Raw genomic sequence first — 14,634 nt, 5'->3', positions numbered from 1 at the left:
AGCGTAAATTAAGGTAAAACGCTGGCTCTTGTATTACATGCTCTTTACAATCAATCACGTTTTGAGCTCGCTCTCCAAGGTAAGGAATCTTTCATGTTTAAACGTACTTTGACAGCGGCAGTTGCCCTGTTAGCGCTCTCCTCAGTTTCCGCCTCGGCATTAGCCGCTAAAGGCGATACACACGTTCTGCTTACTACTTCTGCCGGCAATATCGAACTCGAACTGAACGACCAAAAAGCGCCGGTTTCAGTGAAAAACTTTGTCGATTATGTGAACAACGGTTTTTATAACAATACTATTTTCCACCGTGTGATCCCGAGCTTTATGGTTCAGGGTGGCGGCTTCACCACGGATATGCAGCAGAAACAGACCAATGCGCCAATCAAAAATGAAGCGGACAATGGCTTGCGTAACCTGCGTGGCACCATTTCAATGGCGCGTACGGCTGATAAAGACAGCGCCACCAGCCAGTTCTTCCTGAATGTGGCAGATAACGCCTTCCTCGATCACGGCCAGCGTGATTTTGGTTATGCGGTATTTGGTAAAATTGTGAAAGGCATTGAAGTGGCCGATAAAATTTCTCAGGTGCCAACGAAAGATGTAGGCCCATACCAGAATGTACCGTCAAAACCGGTAGTTATCATTTCCGCAAAAGTCCTGCCTTAACGCACTTATATCGCCATCTCCCGATGGCGAACCCTATCCGCCTCCGGCAAAGGAAAATTTTGCTCTTATACTTAGGGCAAATCCCAGCAGGAGGCGACATGGCACATAAACTCACAGACAAACAAAAATCTGCGCTCTGGCAACAGCGGCGTGCTGCCAGCTATCAGGCGAGCTGTCGGCTGGAAGGCTTCACGTTAAATGAGCTGGCTTTGAAAGGTGAAGATGCTCAGGCGCGACTGGAATCGTTGAGGAGGCAATATGGCCAATAATATTGCTGCCGCCCGCGATCCTTATCTGTGGCATAACGATGATGTGCTGAAAAATCGTCTTGATATTCACGATGCCGCTCAGCTACGCAAAGCGGAGTTAAGCTTCAGCGCAGCGCGGCTTGCTACGTTAGAGCTCAGCACCTATACGCTGGGTTTGCCCTATCTTTGTTATATTCACCGCACCCTCTTCCAGGATGTGTACAGCTGGGCAGGCGAGCTACGTACTATCGATATCTGGCGCGGCGATACGCCATTTTGCCATTTCGAATATATCGAAAAAGAGGGGAATACCCTCATGAGCGCATTGGAGGAGGAGAATGGTTTAGCCGATCTTTCCCCAGAAGCGTTTGTGCAGCGTATGGCGCATTATTATTGCGAGATCAATGTGCTGCATCCTTTCCGTGAGGGAAATGGCCGCGCGCAACGCATCTTCTTCGAACAGTTAGCGCTGCATGCAGGTTATTTGCTGGAGTGGGGAAAAATCGAGTCTGAAGCATGGAACGCTGCAAATCAGGCGGGTGCTTCCGGCGACCTCAAGCCGCTTGAGAAGGTCTTTACGAAAGTGGTGAGTGAGATAGCGTAACAGCTGTAGAATGGCGGCGCTTTTAACCACTCAGGATTGGTCATGCTGCTGCTCATCGACAACTACGACTCTTTCACCTGGAATCTCTACCAATACTTTTGCGAACTCGGCGCAGAAGTCAGCGTGGTGCGCAATGACGCCATCACGCTGGAAGAGATAGAGGCGCTGCCTTTGACGCATCTGGTGATTTCGCCCGGCCCTTGTACACCGGATGAATCGGGGATTTCGCTGGCGGCGATTCGCCATTTTGCCGGACGTATACCGATACTGGGCGTCTGTCTGGGTCATCAGGCTATCGCGCAAGCATATGGAGCCAAAGTGGTGCGCGCGCGTCAGGTGATGCACGGGAAAACCTCTGCCATTCAACACACCAGCTGCGGCGTGTTCCGCCTTCTGAAGAATCCCCTTACCGTAACGCGTTATCACTCTTTGATCGTCCAGCGTGATACGTTGCCAGACGAATTTGAGATTACCGCCTGGAGCCTGCGCGACGGGCAACCCGATGAAATTATGGGGTTCCGCCACAAAACCCTGGCGCTGGAAGGCGTACAGTTCCATCCAGAAAGCATTCTTAGCGAACAAGGACATCAACTGCTGCGCAATTTTCTTGATCAGTAAAACACTGTTTGCCTTTGAATGATTTTTTATGCATATTTTGTGATTATTATTTCACATTGGCTCAACAAACAATCAAATGAGGTCGTCAATGGCAGCGGAAAAAATTGCGGTAACGCGGGAAACGTTCGATAACGTTATTTTGCCTGTTTATGCACCAGCGCAGTTTGTGCCGGTGAAAGGCAAAGGCAGTCGCGTATGGGACCAGCAAGGCAAAGAGTATATCGACTTTTCAGGCGGCATCGCGGTGACTGCGTTGGGCCACTGCCATCCGGCGCTGGTAGAAACGCTGAAAAGCCAGGGTGAAACGCTGTGGCATACCAGCAATGTTTTTACTAACGAACCGGCGCTGCGTCTTGCCAGCAAGTTAATCAACGCCACCTTTGCTGACCGCGTTTTTTTCGCCAACTCTGGCGCAGAAGCTAACGAAGCCGCCTTCAAGCTGGCGCGTTATTATGCCTATAAGCGTCATAGTCCTTTCAAAAGCAAAATCATCGCTTTCCACAATGCTTTTCATGGCCGCACGCTGTTTACCGTATCGGTTGGCGGGCAGCCGAAGTATTCCGATGGCTTTGGTCCAAAACCGGCGGATATTGTGCATGTGCCTTTCAACGATCTGGACGCTGTCAAAGCGGTGATTGACGATCACACCTGTGCCATCGTGGTTGAGCCGATCCAGGGTGAGGGCGGCGTGATGCCCGCCACGCCGGAATTTATGCAAGGCCTACGCGCATTGTGCGATCAACATCAGGCGCTGCTGGTGTTGGATGAAGTACAAAGCGGTATGGGCCGCAGCGGCAAGCTATTTGCCTATGAACATTATGGCGTGACGCCAGATATTCTGACCTCGGCCAAAGCGCTGGGCGGCGGTTTTCCGGTAAGCGCGATGCTGACCACCAATGAAATCGCGTCGACCATGGCGCCGGGCGTGCATGGCACCACTTACGGCGGTAATCCGCTGGCGTGCGCCATTGCCGAAACTGCGTTGGACATCATCAACACACCGGAAGTCCTGGACGGGGTTGAAACGCGTCGTCAGCAATATGTTGAAGCGCTGAAGGCTATTGATGCGAAGCACGATCTGTTCTCAGATATTCGCGGTAAAGGTTTGCTGATTGGCGCGGCGCTGAAACCGCAGCACGCAGGCAAAGCGCGAGACATCCTGAATGCTGCCGCGTCAGAAGGTTTGATGATTTTGGTGGCTGGCACCGACGTGATTCGTTTTGCGCCATCGCTGGTGATCGAGCCCGCCGATATTGAAGAAGGCATGATGCGTTTCGCCAAAGCGGTAGAAAAGGTGCTTAACGCGTAACGCCTTTTCTCCGTGAATTAGCTTTTCCGCAAATGCCTCACCAGCCAGCGACCGTGTTGCGGGCGCTGGCTCCAGGCCAAAGACGAGATGGTATGCATCACGCTCAGATGGGCCTGAATGCGTTTAACATGCTGCTCTAACACCGTAATCGGGCCTTCGTTGATGTTCTCTGCGGCTTCCAACACGTTGGTCTGAGAACTGTTCCCGTCATACTCCAGCCGCTGCTGACAACGCTGCAAGGCAATTTCACACGACTGCAAATAGCTCTCCGCCAGTGAAGGGGGCAACATGGTATGTTCACGCGCCAGAATGGTCATGGCGTTAATGTGTTCAACGATGAACTGACTGTGTGTCACCCACATGCGCATATCTTTTAAATATTGCGAATTAAAACCCGGCTCCTGCATCGCCTGATTGAGCGAGTTGAACAAGGCGTTATGTGCCTGATTAACCAGCACCCGCTGATAAGCCAGTTTTTCAGCCGATTGTTCAGGCCCCAGCAACATGCGCAGCGCATCCTGGTAAGTTTCCAGCGCATCATGCGCATTTTGACGCAATAAACCGCTCTGCCATTGTGGCCACAGCCACACCATACCGCCAAAGGCGATCAGGCAGCCCATTATGGTATCCATCAGGCGCGGCAGCAGAAATTGCGCGCCATTCAGTGACAGCAACTGCAACGAATAAACCGCTGTGACGGTAAAACCAATCGTTGCCCAACCATAAAACTGGCGAGTGAAGACATAACTGATAAAAGTAATGGCCAGCATGATCAACAGCACCAGCGATTCCGGGACGGCGAAGCGCAGCGTGGCGGCCGCAATCACCAATCCAGCAAAAGTACCCAGCGCACGGTGCTGAATACGAACCCGCGTGGCGCTGTAACTGTTCTGGCTGACGAACATAATGGTCATCAAAATCCAGTAGGGTTTGGGGATATTGAAAAACATCGCCAACGCGCTGCCAAACATCAGCATCACAGAAAACCGTCCGGCGGTGCGCAGTGCGGCGGATCTGAATCTTAGATAGCTACGCAACGCAGACAGAAGCGGAAGGCGACGTTGGCGATCGGCCATTAAGTCACGTTGATAGAGCGGCTTTTGCGTACGTAACACGCGGGCGATGCGGTTGAAATGGTAAAGACAAAAATTGCCGACCGGGTTATCGGGATGCTGGCGCGTAATTTTTTCCAGTGCGCCCAGCTGCTTATCCATTGAGAAACGATCGGGAAGCTGGTGATAAAGGATGTTGTCAGCTAAGACGCGCAGCCGTGCAGAAATGGTTTTAGCGTTCCAGCGGATCACCGCTTCGGCATGGCTTTGCTCAACCAGTTTTTGCACTTCTTCCGGCTGATGCAGACTGACCGAAATATGCTCCTGTAAATCCAACGCAACTTGAAAAGCCCGCTTCAGGCGTTTATGGGTTTCATCACCGTTGGCAGACAGCATATGCATCTGCTGATAGCAGATATTAATCAAATCCACCGCTTTTTGCTGACGCGCCAGCAGAGGTGGCAGCGCCTTTTCAGGATCGGTGAGTTGTGTCAGCAGGGTGTATTTCGCGTCGCAATAATTTGCCAGCTCGCGATAGACCAGACTCAGGCTTTCACGCATTGGTTGCTCTTTCCACAACCAAAACCAGAACCAGTTAAACAGGCCATACCACAGCGTACCGCCAATGTAGAGCAGCGGCGGAACCCAGATAGGCATGTGACCCATCAGGCTTAAGGTGAAGATTGAGGCGATCAGCGCGCCGGGCAGTAAACGCCCGTGAAGTGGACTGATCTCACCCGTTACACCCAGCAAAAGCGGCACGACAAACAGAATCGCGGGCAGGGGAATGCCTTTCAGCGTGAGCCACTGAATAAGAAAGCTGCCAAGTGCAAACAGGCCGCCGCCAACGATCAGGCGTTTGAAGAAGCGCTTGTGGGGCGTATCAAGGCCAGCAATATTGCAGCAAGCGGGAACCAGTGAGAACAGCAGACCTTTTTGCAGATCGCCAAACAGCCAGCCGAGCGCAACGGGCACGCAAAGGACCAGCGTTTGCCGCAGGGCATAATTGATCTCAGGATGATAAATGATTCGACGCCACATCAGCTCAGCGCAAATAATAACGGCGTGATGTTGCCATCACGCCGTGAGTGACAGGAATTAGCGGGTGCCGTAAACGACGATGGTTTTGCCGTGTGCTGAGATCAGGTTCTGATCCTCCAGCATCTTCAAAATACGGCCCACGGTTTCACGTGAACAACCAACAATTTGGCCAATTTCCTGACGAGTAATTTTAATTTGCATGCCGTCGGGATGCGTCATGGCGTCTGGCTGTTTGGCCAGATTAAGCAGTGTTTGTGCAATGCGTCCAGTCACGTCGAGGAAAGCGAGGTTACCCACTTTTTCTGACGTTACCTGTAAGCGACGCGCCATCTGCGACGACAGTCGCATCAAAATATCCGGGTTTACCTGAATCAACTGACGGAATTTCTTGTAAGAAATTTCCGCCACTTCGCACGCGGTTTTCGCACGTACCCAAGCGCTGCGTTCCTGACCTTCTTCAAACAGGCCAAGCTCGCCGATAAAATCGCCTTGATTCAGATAGGAGAGAATCATCTCTTTGCCTTCTTCATCTTTGATCAGAACCGCAACGGAACCTTTCACGATGTAGTAAAGCGTTTCAGCTTTTTCACCTTGGTGAATCAGCGTACTTTTGGATGGATATTTGTGAATATGGCAATGGGACAGGAACCATTCGAGTGTAGGGTCTGTTTGCGGTTTGCCGAGAACCATTCGCTATTATCCTCTGTTGTAATCGTGCCCAAAATACAGGGGACAGTTTCCCTGTCAGGCGATGAAAGCGTAAAGCATTTTCCATTTTGGAAATTATTCGGGCTGCATTTGGCGCAGTGCGCTTAATTCTTCCCGGCTCCGTCATCGAGTGACGAAAAATATTTTCAGCTCTGTTTGTAGCACAGCTTTTGCCGACTGTCTTGTGTTGTCTCGCTTCAGCAAAGTGCGGATTTCTCTGGATTGCTGTTTACCAGGTGAAAGCGTACTCTGGCGGCAAATCAGCATATTCTGGGAGCTAAATCATGCAGGCAAGAGTGAAATGGGTTGAAGGTCTAACGTTTCTTGGCGAATCCTCTTCTGGTCATCAGGTTTTGATGGACGGCAACGCCGGCGATAAAGCCCCTAGCCCAATGGAAATGGTGTTGATGGCAGCGGGCGGTTGCAGCGCGATTGATGTAGTCACCATTTTGCAGAAAGGCCGCAATGATGTAGTGGATTGCGAGGTGAAGCTGACGTCCGAACGTCGCGAAGAGGCGCCGCGTATTTTTACGCATATTAATCTGCACTTTATTGTCAGCGGCAAAGCGCTGGCTGATAAAGCGGTTGCACGTGCTGTCGATCTTTCGGCTGAGAAGTATTGCTCAGTCGCGATCATGTTGGGTAAAGGGGTAGAAATGACCCACAGCTATGAAGTGAAAGAACGGTAATTGCTGGAGGCCGACTCTCGGCCTCTCTATCCGTCATTTTTCAAATTGCTGGTGCGTTGACTGCCCGCATTCACCGGTATCATCTACTTTAATCAGCTCATCAGGATTCATTCGTTGCCATCTTCCTGCGATTCGAATTATTTAGGGTAGATATTTATTCAATCCGCTTACCTTCCATTAATCGTTTTACCAATGGCCCCATAATCAACTCCATCGCTAATCCCATCTTGCCGCCCGGCACCACCAGCGTATTAATGTGCGAAATGAACGATCCCTGTAGCATCGCCAGCAGATAAGGAAAATCGATATCTTCCAACGCCTGAAAATGGATCACCACAAAGCTCTCATCCAGCGACGGAATGGTGCGTGCGGCAAACGGGTTTGATGTGTCTACGGTAGGAACGCGCTGGAAGTTAATATGCGTGCGGGAAAACTGTGGGGTAATGAAATTGATGTAATCCTCCATTGAACGCACCACTGAATCCATCACCGCTTCACGTGAATGCCCGCGTTCGCTGGTATCACGCACCAGCTTCTGAATCCATTCCAGATTCACAATCGGCACTACGCCAACCAGTAAATCGACGTTTTCAGCCACATTGTGTTGTGCTGTCATAACGCCGCCGTGCAGGCCTTCGTAAAATAAAATATCCGTATTCGACGGCAGCGGCTGCCAGGGTGTAAATGTGCCGGGCACTTGATTCCACGGCACCGCTTCATCATAGGTATGCAGATATTTGCGCGACTCACCCTGACCACTTTTACCGTATTCGATAAAAGAGTGTTCTAGCAGGCCGAAGTCATTGGCTTCGGGACCGAAATAGCTGACATGACGTCCAAGATCGCGCGCTTTGCGGATCGCCATGTCCATTTCCGGGCGGGTAAAGCGGTGAAAACTGTCGCCTTCAAGCTCTGCCGCGTGCAGATCCAGCTGCTGAAAAATCTTACGAAAGGCGAGGCTGGTGGTGGTGGTTCCGGCTCCGCTGGAGCCGGTCACCGCGATAATTGGATGCCGAGCAGACATAAAAAAAACTCCCTGTGAGGTCGGGCGAAGAGCATTGTTAGCATGAATTTCTCGTTAGCGCATTAGCTGCGAAATTCATTGCGCGGCATGATATTTACCGTTTCATGCAGTTCAGACCACACCAGCACAACATCGCCACGCTCAAGCTGGCGGCGCACATCAGCAACTTTGTCTTCCAGACTGCGCTCATGCTCGCCGTAGTCGGTACCTTCTCGCAGGACAAAGGTTTCAATCAGATTTTCGAGTGTTTCGGGCGAAACATCTTGCCAGGGAATAATCACGGGTTAGCAATCCAAAAAAGGGGAAATCCATTGCGGCACGCGCTGTTCCAGCCACAGTTGCGGTTGACGCAGCGTACCACCGACAAAACCAACATGGCCGCCATGTGACGTCAGCTGATACGTAATAGTGGCAGATAATTGTTCTTTGCGCGGTATCACTTCATCGCTCATAAACGGATCGTCTTTGGCATGAATGATCAGCAGCGGTTTACGCACCGCCTTTAATAAAGGCAAAGCACTGGCACGACGATAATAGTCGCTGGCATCCGTAAAGCCGTGGGCGCGTGCGGTGATCGCATCATCAAAATCACGTAAACGGCGCAACGCCTTCAATTGAGTTAAATCCACCGGCAGCGTTTCCGGCCAGGCAAGCAGCTTGCGTTCAGCGTTTTTCTTGAGTTGAGCGAGCAGGTAATATTGATAGAAGCGTGAGAAACCTCGCTCCAGCCGGAGGCTACAGGGCTCAAGCATCAGTGGGGCCGAAACGATTACGCCTGCATCCAGTGCGGCCTCGTTGCCTTGTTGACCCAGCAGACAGCCCAGCATATTACCGCCAAGCGAGAAACCAACCGCCACGGTGGGAACATGGCCCCAGTGCGCGCGTAACCAGTGCAGGAAAAAGCTGGCGTCGCCGGTTTCGCCGGAGTGATAAATACGGTTCAGGCGATTTGGCTCGCCACTGCAACCGCGAAAATGCATGACCACCGCCAGCCAACCGCGCGCCTGACACATCTCCATCAAACCATGTACATAAGGGCTGGTAAAACTCCCCTCAAGGCCATGAAACAGAACCACGCGCGGCTTGTGCTGCGCTTGCTGCGGATCTTCACTCCACGCCAGATCAACAAAATCGCCATCCGGCAGATCGAGCCGCTGCCAGTGTGGCTGCAACGTTACATGGCGTCTGAGCAGGCGCGGCAGCACGGTTTGCAGATGCGGGTTGCGTAAGCCCGCGGGTGCGTTAAAACGTTCATCTGCACTGCCAGTAAATTTCATGTCGTAAAGGCTTGTCTGTTCCATATCACACTGTTAGCTTCGATAGGTTTTTTGCTTGATGGGGTGAGGAGCACCCGATTTTCATGGAACTGAGCCTTTTTTTATCGATGTTGGGTTTTCTCTGGGTCGCCGCGATCACGCCTGGCCCTAATAATATGTTACTCACCGCCTCGGGCGCCAATTTTGGCTTTATGCGCACCATTCCGCTGATGATTGGCATCATGATCGGCATGCAGGTCATGTTACTGATGGTGGCGTTCGGTGTGGGCGGCCTGATCGTGCTTTATCCTTCACTGCATTTATTCCTTAAGATTGCCGGTAGCCTCTATCTATTGTGGCTGGCGTGGAAGATTGCGACCGCAGCTTATGAAAAACTGGAAACCGATGATGCACCCGCAGCACCCATGCCATTTTGGCAGGGCGGATTATTACAGTTAATCAATCCCAAAGCCTGGTTAATGGCGTTGGGCGCGGTAGCCAGCTTTAGTCTGGCGGGCGAGGCGTACCGCCATTCCGTGATGGCAATTAGCCTTGGCATGTTCATTGTGAATTTGCTGTCAGGGGTAATCTGGATGGGGTTTGGCGCGATGATTGGCCGCATCCTTCGCAGCCGCCGGGCTTGGACAATTTTCAACGTGGCAATGGGCGCATTAACCGCAGCCTGCGTGCTGTTGATCTGGCATTGAGTTAACTGGAAGCGCGTTCAACGCGCTTCCAGGGCAACACTTCCCGAATAATCGGCGCACGTGGATGGCGAATTTTTTCCAGCAGCAGCTGCACGCTGCGCGCGCCGAGCTGATACATCGGCTGTTCGATAGTGGTCAACGGCGGATTCAGGCTGCTGGTAAAAGGAATACCGTCAAAGCCCACAACGGCTAAATCTTCGGGTATCCGAAACCCGGCTTCCAGCGCGGTATGAATCACGCCAACCGCTAATACGTCAGAAACGGCAAACACCGCATCCGGTGGTTCCGGCTTCGTCATCAGTTCGCGTAACGCTTTGCTACCCGCTTCGCAGGAGATATTTTCGGCATAGGCCACGCCCATCCAATCCAAACCCAGTTCTTCAATCGCCTGGCGATACCCTTTTTCACGATGATGTGAGTAGAGATAGCGCATATCGCCGTTTACCAGCCCGATGCGTTTACGTCCTTTGCCTGCCAGATAATGCACGGTGTCACGTGCGGCACCAAGATGATCGATGGTGACAGAAGAAGCCTGAATCAGCGGATCGAATTCCGAACACTGCACCCAAGGCGCATTGCCGATGATGGTGTTGAGATCTTGTAAACCTGCCGCCGCATCCATAGTAATCACGCCATCCACTACTTTCCCGGTCAGCAAGGCCAGATAGGCCGCTTCGCGCTGCAGCTGTGAAGCCGAATGACAGAGCAAAATATGATAACCGTGGATTTCAGCCTCAGCTTCAATCCCCTGAACTACCCGTGAACAGAAGGGATTAGTGATGTCAGAAATTAACACCATTAACATATGGCTTTGTGACGTACGCAGTTGGCGCGCTAACAAATTCGGCTGATAAGCGCTGGCGGAAATAGCTGATAAGACCTTTTGGCGGGTAGCCGGTTTAACGCCGGGATGTTGGTTCAGAACCCTTGAAACGGTGGCTTTGGATACGCCAGCCAACTGAGCAACTTTCTCTATCGACATCGAACACAAAGCCCTTCATTAGCCAGCAAAAAAAGAGGATATACCAATATCACAACCCGAATGTGAGCGCATAACCTATTTCCTCCTTTACGCTTTCTTAACGTTATCAACTGCAGTCTTGACTGCTTTTCTAATTGCATCCAGTGCATGAGTTTTGCGGATTTTGATCTAAGAACTTATTTCTATTAGGGATAATTTTTAATTCCTTCATGAAATTAAACGTCTCAGTGAAACTGCCTGCATCATAAAAGCATCGGGGTGCAGCATCATGGTAGTAAAAGGACGATTGTCAATTTTAGCGGCGGCATTGGCGCTGCTGACATTCCAGGCGGCAGCGGTAAACGTCACAGTGGCGTACCAGACTTCAGCGGAACCAGCCAAAGTTGCGCAGGCGGACAATACGTTTGCGAAAGAGAGCGGCGCAACGGTTGACTGGCGCAAATTCGACAGTGGTGCAGGCGTGTTGCGTGCACTCGCTTCGGGTGACGTACAAATCGGTAATATCGGTTCTAGCCCGCTAGCAGTTGCGGCGACGCAGCAGTTACCCATAGAAGCATTCCTGCTGGCCTCTCAGCTGGGAAATTCAGAAGCGTTCGTGGTGAAAAAAAGCATTACCAGCCCGAAAGACCTGATCGGTAAACGCATCGCTGTTCCTTTCATTTCAACGACGCATTACAGCTTGTTGGCCGCACTTAAGCATTGGGGCATCAAGCCTTCGCAGGTTCAGCTTGTTAACCTTCAACCGCCCGCCATTATTGCCGCCTGGCAGCGTGGTGATATTGATGGCGCTTACGTCTGGGCTCCCGCCGTTAACCAGCTGGAGAAAGAGGGCAAGGTGCTGACAGATTCTTCACAAGTGGGCAGCTGGGGCGCGCCAACCCTCGACGTTTGGGTGGTACGCAAAGACTTCGCCGAACAGCATCCCGATATCGTAACGGCTTTCGCCCGTAGTGCATTGGCAGCGCAGAAACCTTACATCGATAACCCCGATGAATGGCTGAAACAGCCAGACAACCTGAGCAAGCTGTCTCGTCTGAGCGGCGTGCCGGAAGCGCAAGTTGCGGGATTGGTGAAAGGCAACACTTACCTCACAGCACAGCAGCAGGTTGAGCAGTTAGGCAAGCCGGTTAACAAGGCGATTGTCGATACCGCGCAGTTCCTGAAAGAGCAGGGCCGTGTGCCGCAGGCGGAGAGTGACTACAGCAGCTTCGTCACTACGCGTTTTGTTGCGCCGTTAGCTAAACCCTAAGTCACCTTGTAAGGAGTCACCATGCTACGCATCGCGCATCTTAATGCTCGTTACGCCGGACAACCCGCCTTGCAAGACATCAATCTGCAAGTGGATAAAAGCGAACTGCTGGTGGTGCTGGGTCCATCGGGTTGCGGCAAAACCACGCTGCTCAACCTGATTGCCGGTTTTCTTCCGGTTGAATCTGGCAGCATCACGTTGGAAGGCAAGACGATCAATGGCCCAGGCGCGGAGCGTGGCGTGGTATTTCAAAATGAAGGATTGCTGCCCTGGCGCAATGTTCTCGACAACGTTGCGTTTGGCTTACAGCTAGCCGGCATGGCGCGTCAGGAACGCGAAACTATTGCGCGTCGGTTGATCAAAAAAGTGGGACTGGAAGGCGCGGAAAAACGCCAGATTTGGCAGCTTTCCGGCGGACAGCGCCAGCGTGTAGGGATTGCGCGAGCCTTAGCTGCCGATCCACAACTGTTATTGCTGGACGAACCGTTTGGGGCACTTGACGCCTTTACCCGCGAACAGATGCAAACGTTGCTACTGACGCTGTGGCGCGACAGCGGCAAACAGATTCTGTTGATTACCCACGATATCGAAGAAGCCATTTTTCTCGCCAGCGAATTGATTCTGCTTTCACCGGGGCCGGGCCGCATTGTTGAGCGACTGCATCTTGATTTTGGACAGCGCTTTGCCAGCGGTGAAGCGTGCCGCAGTATCAAATCTGATCCAGCGTTCATTGCTCAACGCGAATATGTGCTGAGCCGCGTCTTTGCCCAGCGAGAGGCTTTTGTATGAGCGCCTTAATCAACGACAAAACCAGCGTGGCACGACGCCGCCTGCATTGGCCGCTCTCCATGCAACTCAGCCTGAGCTTGCTGAGTTTACTGACGCTGTTGCTGGTGTGGTGGGGCGTCACGGCGCTTGGCCTGATTGCGCCGCTGTTCTTGCCTTCACCGCAGCAGGTGCTGAGCAAGCTGTTCCTGATTGCCAGCGCCCAAGGATTTATGGACGCCACGCTGTGGCAGCATCTGGCCGCGAGCCTGACGCGCATGGTCATTGCTTTGCTGGCGGCGGCGGCAATCGGTATCCCGGTTGGCATTGCGATGGGGCTGAGTCCGGCAGTGCGTGGGTTACTCGATCCGCTAATAGAGCTTTATCGCCCAGTACCGCCGCTGGCGTATTTGCCGCTGATGGTGATCTGGTTTGGCATCGGCGAAACCTCGAAAATTTTGCTGATTTACCTGGCGATATTCGCGCCGGTTGCGCTGTCAACGCTGGCTGGCGTACGTAATGCGCAGCAGGTGCGCATTCGTGCCGCGCAAGCGCTCGGTGCCAGCCGTTGGCAAATCTTGCGCTGGGTTATTTTACCCGGTGCGTTGCCAGAAATTCTTACCGGTCTGCGTATTGGCTTGGGGGTGGGCTGGTCAACGCTGGTGGCTGCTGAACTGATCGCTGCAACGCGTGGACTCGGTTTTATGGTGCAGTCAGCCGGAGAGTTCCTTGCTACCGATGTGGTGCTGGCCGGAATTGCCGTGATTGCCGTGATTGCTTTTAGCTTAGAACTCGGGCTGCGTGCATTGCAGCGCCACCTGACGCCCTGGAATGGAGAACAACAATGAACGAACGTCTGAATATCACTGCACTGGGCCCGAACATTGGTGCGCAGGTTGCTAACCTTGATTTAGCGCGTCCCTTAAGCGATGCGCAGTTTGAGCAGCTTTATCATGGCTTGCTGCGTCATCAGGTGCTTTTTTTACGCGATCAGGTGATTACCCCGGAGCAGCAGCGGGCGCTGGCAATACGATTTGGCGATTTACATATTCATCCGGTTTATCCGCATGCCGAAGGCGTGGAAGAGATTATCGTGCTGGATACGCATCAGGATAATCCACCAGACAACGATAACTGGCATACCGACGTCACGTTTATCGATACGCCACCCGCGATTGCGATTTTAGCGTCAAAGGTGTTGCCGGAGTCTGGCGGCGATACGTTGTGGACCAGCGGCATTGCCGCCTATGAAGCGCTTTCTACGCCGCTTAAAACATTGCTGGCGGAATTGCATGCCGAGCACGATTTCAAAAAATCGTTTCAGGAATTTAAATACCGCAAGAGTGAAGAAGAGCATCAGCGCTGGCAGCAAGCGGTGGCGAAGCATCCGCCGGTACAACACCCGGTGATTCGTACCCATCCGGTCAGCGGTAAAAAAGCGTTGTTCGTTAATGAAGGTTTTACTACGCGGATTGTTGATTTGAGAGAGAAAGAGAGCGAGGCGCTGTTAGGCTTTTTGTTTGCCCATGCGACTAAACCTGAGTTTCAGGTGCGCTGGCGCTGGCAGCCGAACGATGTCGCTATTTGGGATAATCGCGTAACACAGCATTATGCCAATGCGGATTATTATCCGGCGCGGCGGGTGATGCATCGGGCGACAGTGTTAGGCGATAAACCGGTTTGATTTTGCGGGCTGGATTCGTAGTTTGTGCCTCA

17 protein-coding genes are annotated in these 14,634 nt (G+C 52.3%); 11 read left to right on the top strand and 6 right to left on the bottom strand.

Features of this window, described 5'->3' with window-relative positions; all coding sequences use genetic code 11:
• The first annotated feature begins 93 nt into the window (after nucleotides 1–93).
• From ppiA to argD, 5 genes are all read left to right on the top strand, one after another.
• Nucleotides 94–666 (top strand): peptidylprolyl isomerase A, encoded by a 573-nt coding sequence (gene ppiA, locus SC127_RS08550; protein WP_215845399.1) that lies wholly within the window; start codon nucleotides 94–96, stop codon nucleotides 664–666.
• Nucleotides 667–764: 98 nt separating this feature from the next.
• The gene (locus tag SC127_RS08545; protein WP_215845400.1) at nucleotides 765–935 is read left to right on the top strand and encodes a YhfG family protein; all 171 of its coding nucleotides are present in this window, start codon (nucleotides 765–767) and stop codon (nucleotides 933–935) included.
• Complete coding sequence (locus SC127_RS08540; protein ID WP_215845401.1) at nucleotides 925–1,518, top strand: putative adenosine monophosphate-protein transferase Fic; 594 nt, start codon at nucleotides 925–927, stop codon at nucleotides 1,516–1,518. The genes SC127_RS08545 and SC127_RS08540 overlap by 11 nt, the downstream gene beginning before the upstream one ends.
• A 42-nt stretch (nucleotides 1,519–1,560) precedes the next feature.
• Nucleotides 1,561–2,136 carry an aminodeoxychorismate synthase component II gene (locus SC127_RS08535; protein WP_243079841.1) on the top strand — a complete coding sequence of 192 codons (576 nt, stop codon included), beginning with the start codon at nucleotides 1,561–1,563 and terminating at the stop codon, nucleotides 2,134–2,136.
• 88 nt (nucleotides 2,137–2,224) lie between these two features.
• Nucleotides 2,225–3,445: a bifunctional acetylornithine/succinyldiaminopimelate transaminase gene (gene argD / locus SC127_RS08530; RefSeq protein WP_332625970.1), complete on the top strand. Its 1,221-nt coding sequence runs from the start codon at nucleotides 2,225–2,227 to the stop codon at nucleotides 3,443–3,445.
• 17 nt (nucleotides 3,446–3,462) lie between these two features.
• Here the strand turns inward: argD and SC127_RS08525 are convergent, their stop codons facing one another.
• Nucleotides 3,463–5,538 (bottom strand): YccS/YhfK family putative transporter, encoded by a 2,076-nt coding sequence (locus SC127_RS08525; protein WP_215845403.1) that lies wholly within the window; start codon nucleotides 5,536–5,538, stop codon nucleotides 3,463–3,465.
• A 57-nt stretch (nucleotides 5,539–5,595) separates the two neighbouring features.
• The gene (gene crp / locus SC127_RS08520; protein ID WP_000242758.1) at nucleotides 5,596–6,228 is read right to left on the bottom strand and encodes a cAMP-activated global transcriptional regulator CRP; all 633 of its coding nucleotides are present in this window, start codon (nucleotides 6,226–6,228) and stop codon (nucleotides 5,596–5,598) included.
• A 302-nt stretch (nucleotides 6,229–6,530) separates the two neighbouring features.
• On the opposite strand from crp, the gene SC127_RS08515 reads away from it, so the two are divergent.
• Nucleotides 6,531–6,935 carry an OsmC family protein gene (locus SC127_RS08515; protein WP_215845404.1) on the top strand — a complete coding sequence of 135 codons (405 nt, stop codon included), beginning with the start codon at nucleotides 6,531–6,533 and terminating at the stop codon, nucleotides 6,933–6,935.
• 154 nt (nucleotides 6,936–7,089) lie between these two features.
• Here SC127_RS08515 and SC127_RS08510 read toward each other — a convergent pair whose 3' ends face one another.
• The 3 genes from SC127_RS08510 to SC127_RS08500 all read right to left on the bottom strand — a co-directional run bounded on the left by SC127_RS08510 (nucleotide 7,090) and on the right by SC127_RS08500 (nucleotide 9,260).
• Nucleotides 7,090–7,959, bottom strand: a complete 870-nt coding sequence (locus SC127_RS08510) for a phosphoribulokinase (protein WP_215845405.1) — start codon at nucleotides 7,957–7,959, stop codon at nucleotides 7,090–7,092.
• Nucleotides 7,960–8,021: 62 nt separating this feature from the next.
• Nucleotides 8,022–8,240, bottom strand: coding sequence for a YheU family protein (locus SC127_RS08505; RefSeq protein WP_215845406.1), 219 nt, complete (start codon nucleotides 8,238–8,240; stop codon nucleotides 8,022–8,024).
• Between the two features lie 3 nt (nucleotides 8,241–8,243).
• Nucleotides 8,244–9,260 (bottom strand): hydrolase, encoded by a 1,017-nt coding sequence (locus SC127_RS08500; protein ID WP_332625969.1) that lies wholly within the window; start codon nucleotides 9,258–9,260, stop codon nucleotides 8,244–8,246.
• A gap of 59 nt (nucleotides 9,261–9,319) precedes the next feature.
• On the opposite strand from SC127_RS08500, the gene SC127_RS08495 reads away from it, so the two are divergent.
• Entirely contained in the window at nucleotides 9,320–9,922 is a 603-nt protein-coding gene (locus tag SC127_RS08495; protein WP_243079838.1) for a LysE family translocator, read from the top strand.
• Between the two features lies 1 nt (nucleotide 9,923).
• On the opposite strand, the gene SC127_RS08490 is transcribed toward SC127_RS08495, so the two are convergent.
• On the bottom strand, nucleotides 9,924–10,904 hold the full coding sequence (locus SC127_RS08490; RefSeq protein ID WP_215845409.1) for a LacI family DNA-binding transcriptional regulator: 981 nt from the start codon (nucleotides 10,902–10,904) through the stop codon (nucleotides 9,924–9,926).
• Nucleotides 10,905–11,172: 268 nt separating this feature from the next.
• Between SC127_RS08490 and tauA the strand changes: the two genes are divergently transcribed.
• The 4 genes from tauA to tauD are packed head-to-tail and all read left to right on the top strand — an operon-like array spanning nucleotide 11,173 to nucleotide 14,602.
• Nucleotides 11,173–12,153: a taurine ABC transporter substrate-binding protein gene (gene tauA / locus SC127_RS08485; protein WP_243079837.1), complete on the top strand. Its 981-nt coding sequence runs from the start codon at nucleotides 11,173–11,175 to the stop codon at nucleotides 12,151–12,153.
• Between the two features lie 21 nt (nucleotides 12,154–12,174).
• Nucleotides 12,175–12,942: a taurine ABC transporter ATP-binding subunit gene (gene tauB, locus SC127_RS08480; RefSeq protein ID WP_215845410.1), complete on the top strand. Its 768-nt coding sequence runs from the start codon at nucleotides 12,175–12,177 to the stop codon at nucleotides 12,940–12,942.
• The gene (tauC, locus tag SC127_RS08475) at nucleotides 12,939–13,766 is read left to right on the top strand and encodes a taurine ABC transporter permease TauC (protein ID WP_332625968.1); all 828 of its coding nucleotides are present in this window, start codon (nucleotides 12,939–12,941) and stop codon (nucleotides 13,764–13,766) included. Before tauB ends, tauC begins: the two co-directional genes overlap by 4 nt.
• Nucleotides 13,763–14,602 carry a taurine dioxygenase gene (tauD, locus tag SC127_RS08470; protein WP_332625966.1) on the top strand — a complete coding sequence of 280 codons (840 nt, stop codon included), beginning with the start codon at nucleotides 13,763–13,765 and terminating at the stop codon, nucleotides 14,600–14,602. The genes tauC and tauD overlap by 4 nt, the downstream gene beginning before the upstream one ends.
• Nucleotides 14,603–14,634 lie beyond the last annotated feature (32 nt).

The organism is Pantoea sp. T14 (assembly GCF_036663535.1).
Lineage (GTDB): Bacteria > Pseudomonadota > Gammaproteobacteria > Enterobacterales > Enterobacteriaceae > Pantoea > Pantoea phytostimulans.
Note: the sequence above shows the minus strand (reverse complement) of the source record. Positions and strands in the feature narration are given on the sequence as shown.

What these genes read in the sequence shown, in the direction of transcription:
- ppiA (WP_215845399.1), top strand. Translation starts at nt 94, where the DNA reads ATGTTTAAACGTACTTTGACAGCGGCAGTTGCCCTGTTAGCGCTCTCC.
- SC127_RS08545 (WP_215845400.1), top strand. Translation starts at nt 765, where the DNA reads ATGGCACATAAACTCACAGACAAACAAAAATCTGCGCTCTGGCAACAG.
- SC127_RS08540 (WP_215845401.1), top strand. Translation starts at nt 925, where the DNA reads ATGGCCAATAATATTGCTGCCGCCCGCGATCCTTATCTGTGGCATAAC.
- SC127_RS08535 (WP_243079841.1), top strand. Translation starts at nt 1,561, where the DNA reads ATGCTGCTGCTCATCGACAACTACGACTCTTTCACCTGGAATCTCTAC.
- argD (WP_332625970.1), top strand. Translation starts at nt 2,225, where the DNA reads ATGGCAGCGGAAAAAATTGCGGTAACGCGGGAAACGTTCGATAACGTT.
- SC127_RS08525 (WP_215845403.1), bottom strand. Translation starts at nt 5,538, where the DNA reads ATGTGGCGTCGAATCATTTATCATCCTGAGATCAATTATGCCCTGCGG.
- crp (WP_000242758.1), bottom strand. Translation starts at nt 6,228, where the DNA reads ATGGTTCTCGGCAAACCGCAAACAGACCCTACACTCGAATGGTTCCTG.
- SC127_RS08515 (WP_215845404.1), top strand. Translation starts at nt 6,531, where the DNA reads ATGCAGGCAAGAGTGAAATGGGTTGAAGGTCTAACGTTTCTTGGCGAA.
- SC127_RS08510 (WP_215845405.1), bottom strand. Translation starts at nt 7,959, where the DNA reads ATGTCTGCTCGGCATCCAATTATCGCGGTGACCGGCTCCAGCGGAGCC.
- SC127_RS08500 (WP_332625969.1), bottom strand. Translation starts at nt 9,260, where the DNA reads ATGGAACAGACAAGCCTTTACGACATGAAATTTACTGGCAGTGCAGAT.
- SC127_RS08495 (WP_243079838.1), top strand. Translation starts at nt 9,320, where the DNA reads ATGGAACTGAGCCTTTTTTTATCGATGTTGGGTTTTCTCTGGGTCGCC.
- SC127_RS08490 (WP_215845409.1), bottom strand. Translation starts at nt 10,904, where the DNA reads ATGTCGATAGAGAAAGTTGCTCAGTTGGCTGGCGTATCCAAAGCCACC.
- tauA (WP_243079837.1), top strand. Translation starts at nt 11,173, where the DNA reads ATGGTAGTAAAAGGACGATTGTCAATTTTAGCGGCGGCATTGGCGCTG.
- tauB (WP_215845410.1), top strand. Translation starts at nt 12,175, where the DNA reads ATGCTACGCATCGCGCATCTTAATGCTCGTTACGCCGGACAACCCGCC.
- tauC (WP_332625968.1), top strand. Translation starts at nt 12,939, where the DNA reads ATGAGCGCCTTAATCAACGACAAAACCAGCGTGGCACGACGCCGCCTG.
- tauD (WP_332625966.1), top strand. Translation starts at nt 13,763, where the DNA reads ATGAACGAACGTCTGAATATCACTGCACTGGGCCCGAACATTGGTGCG.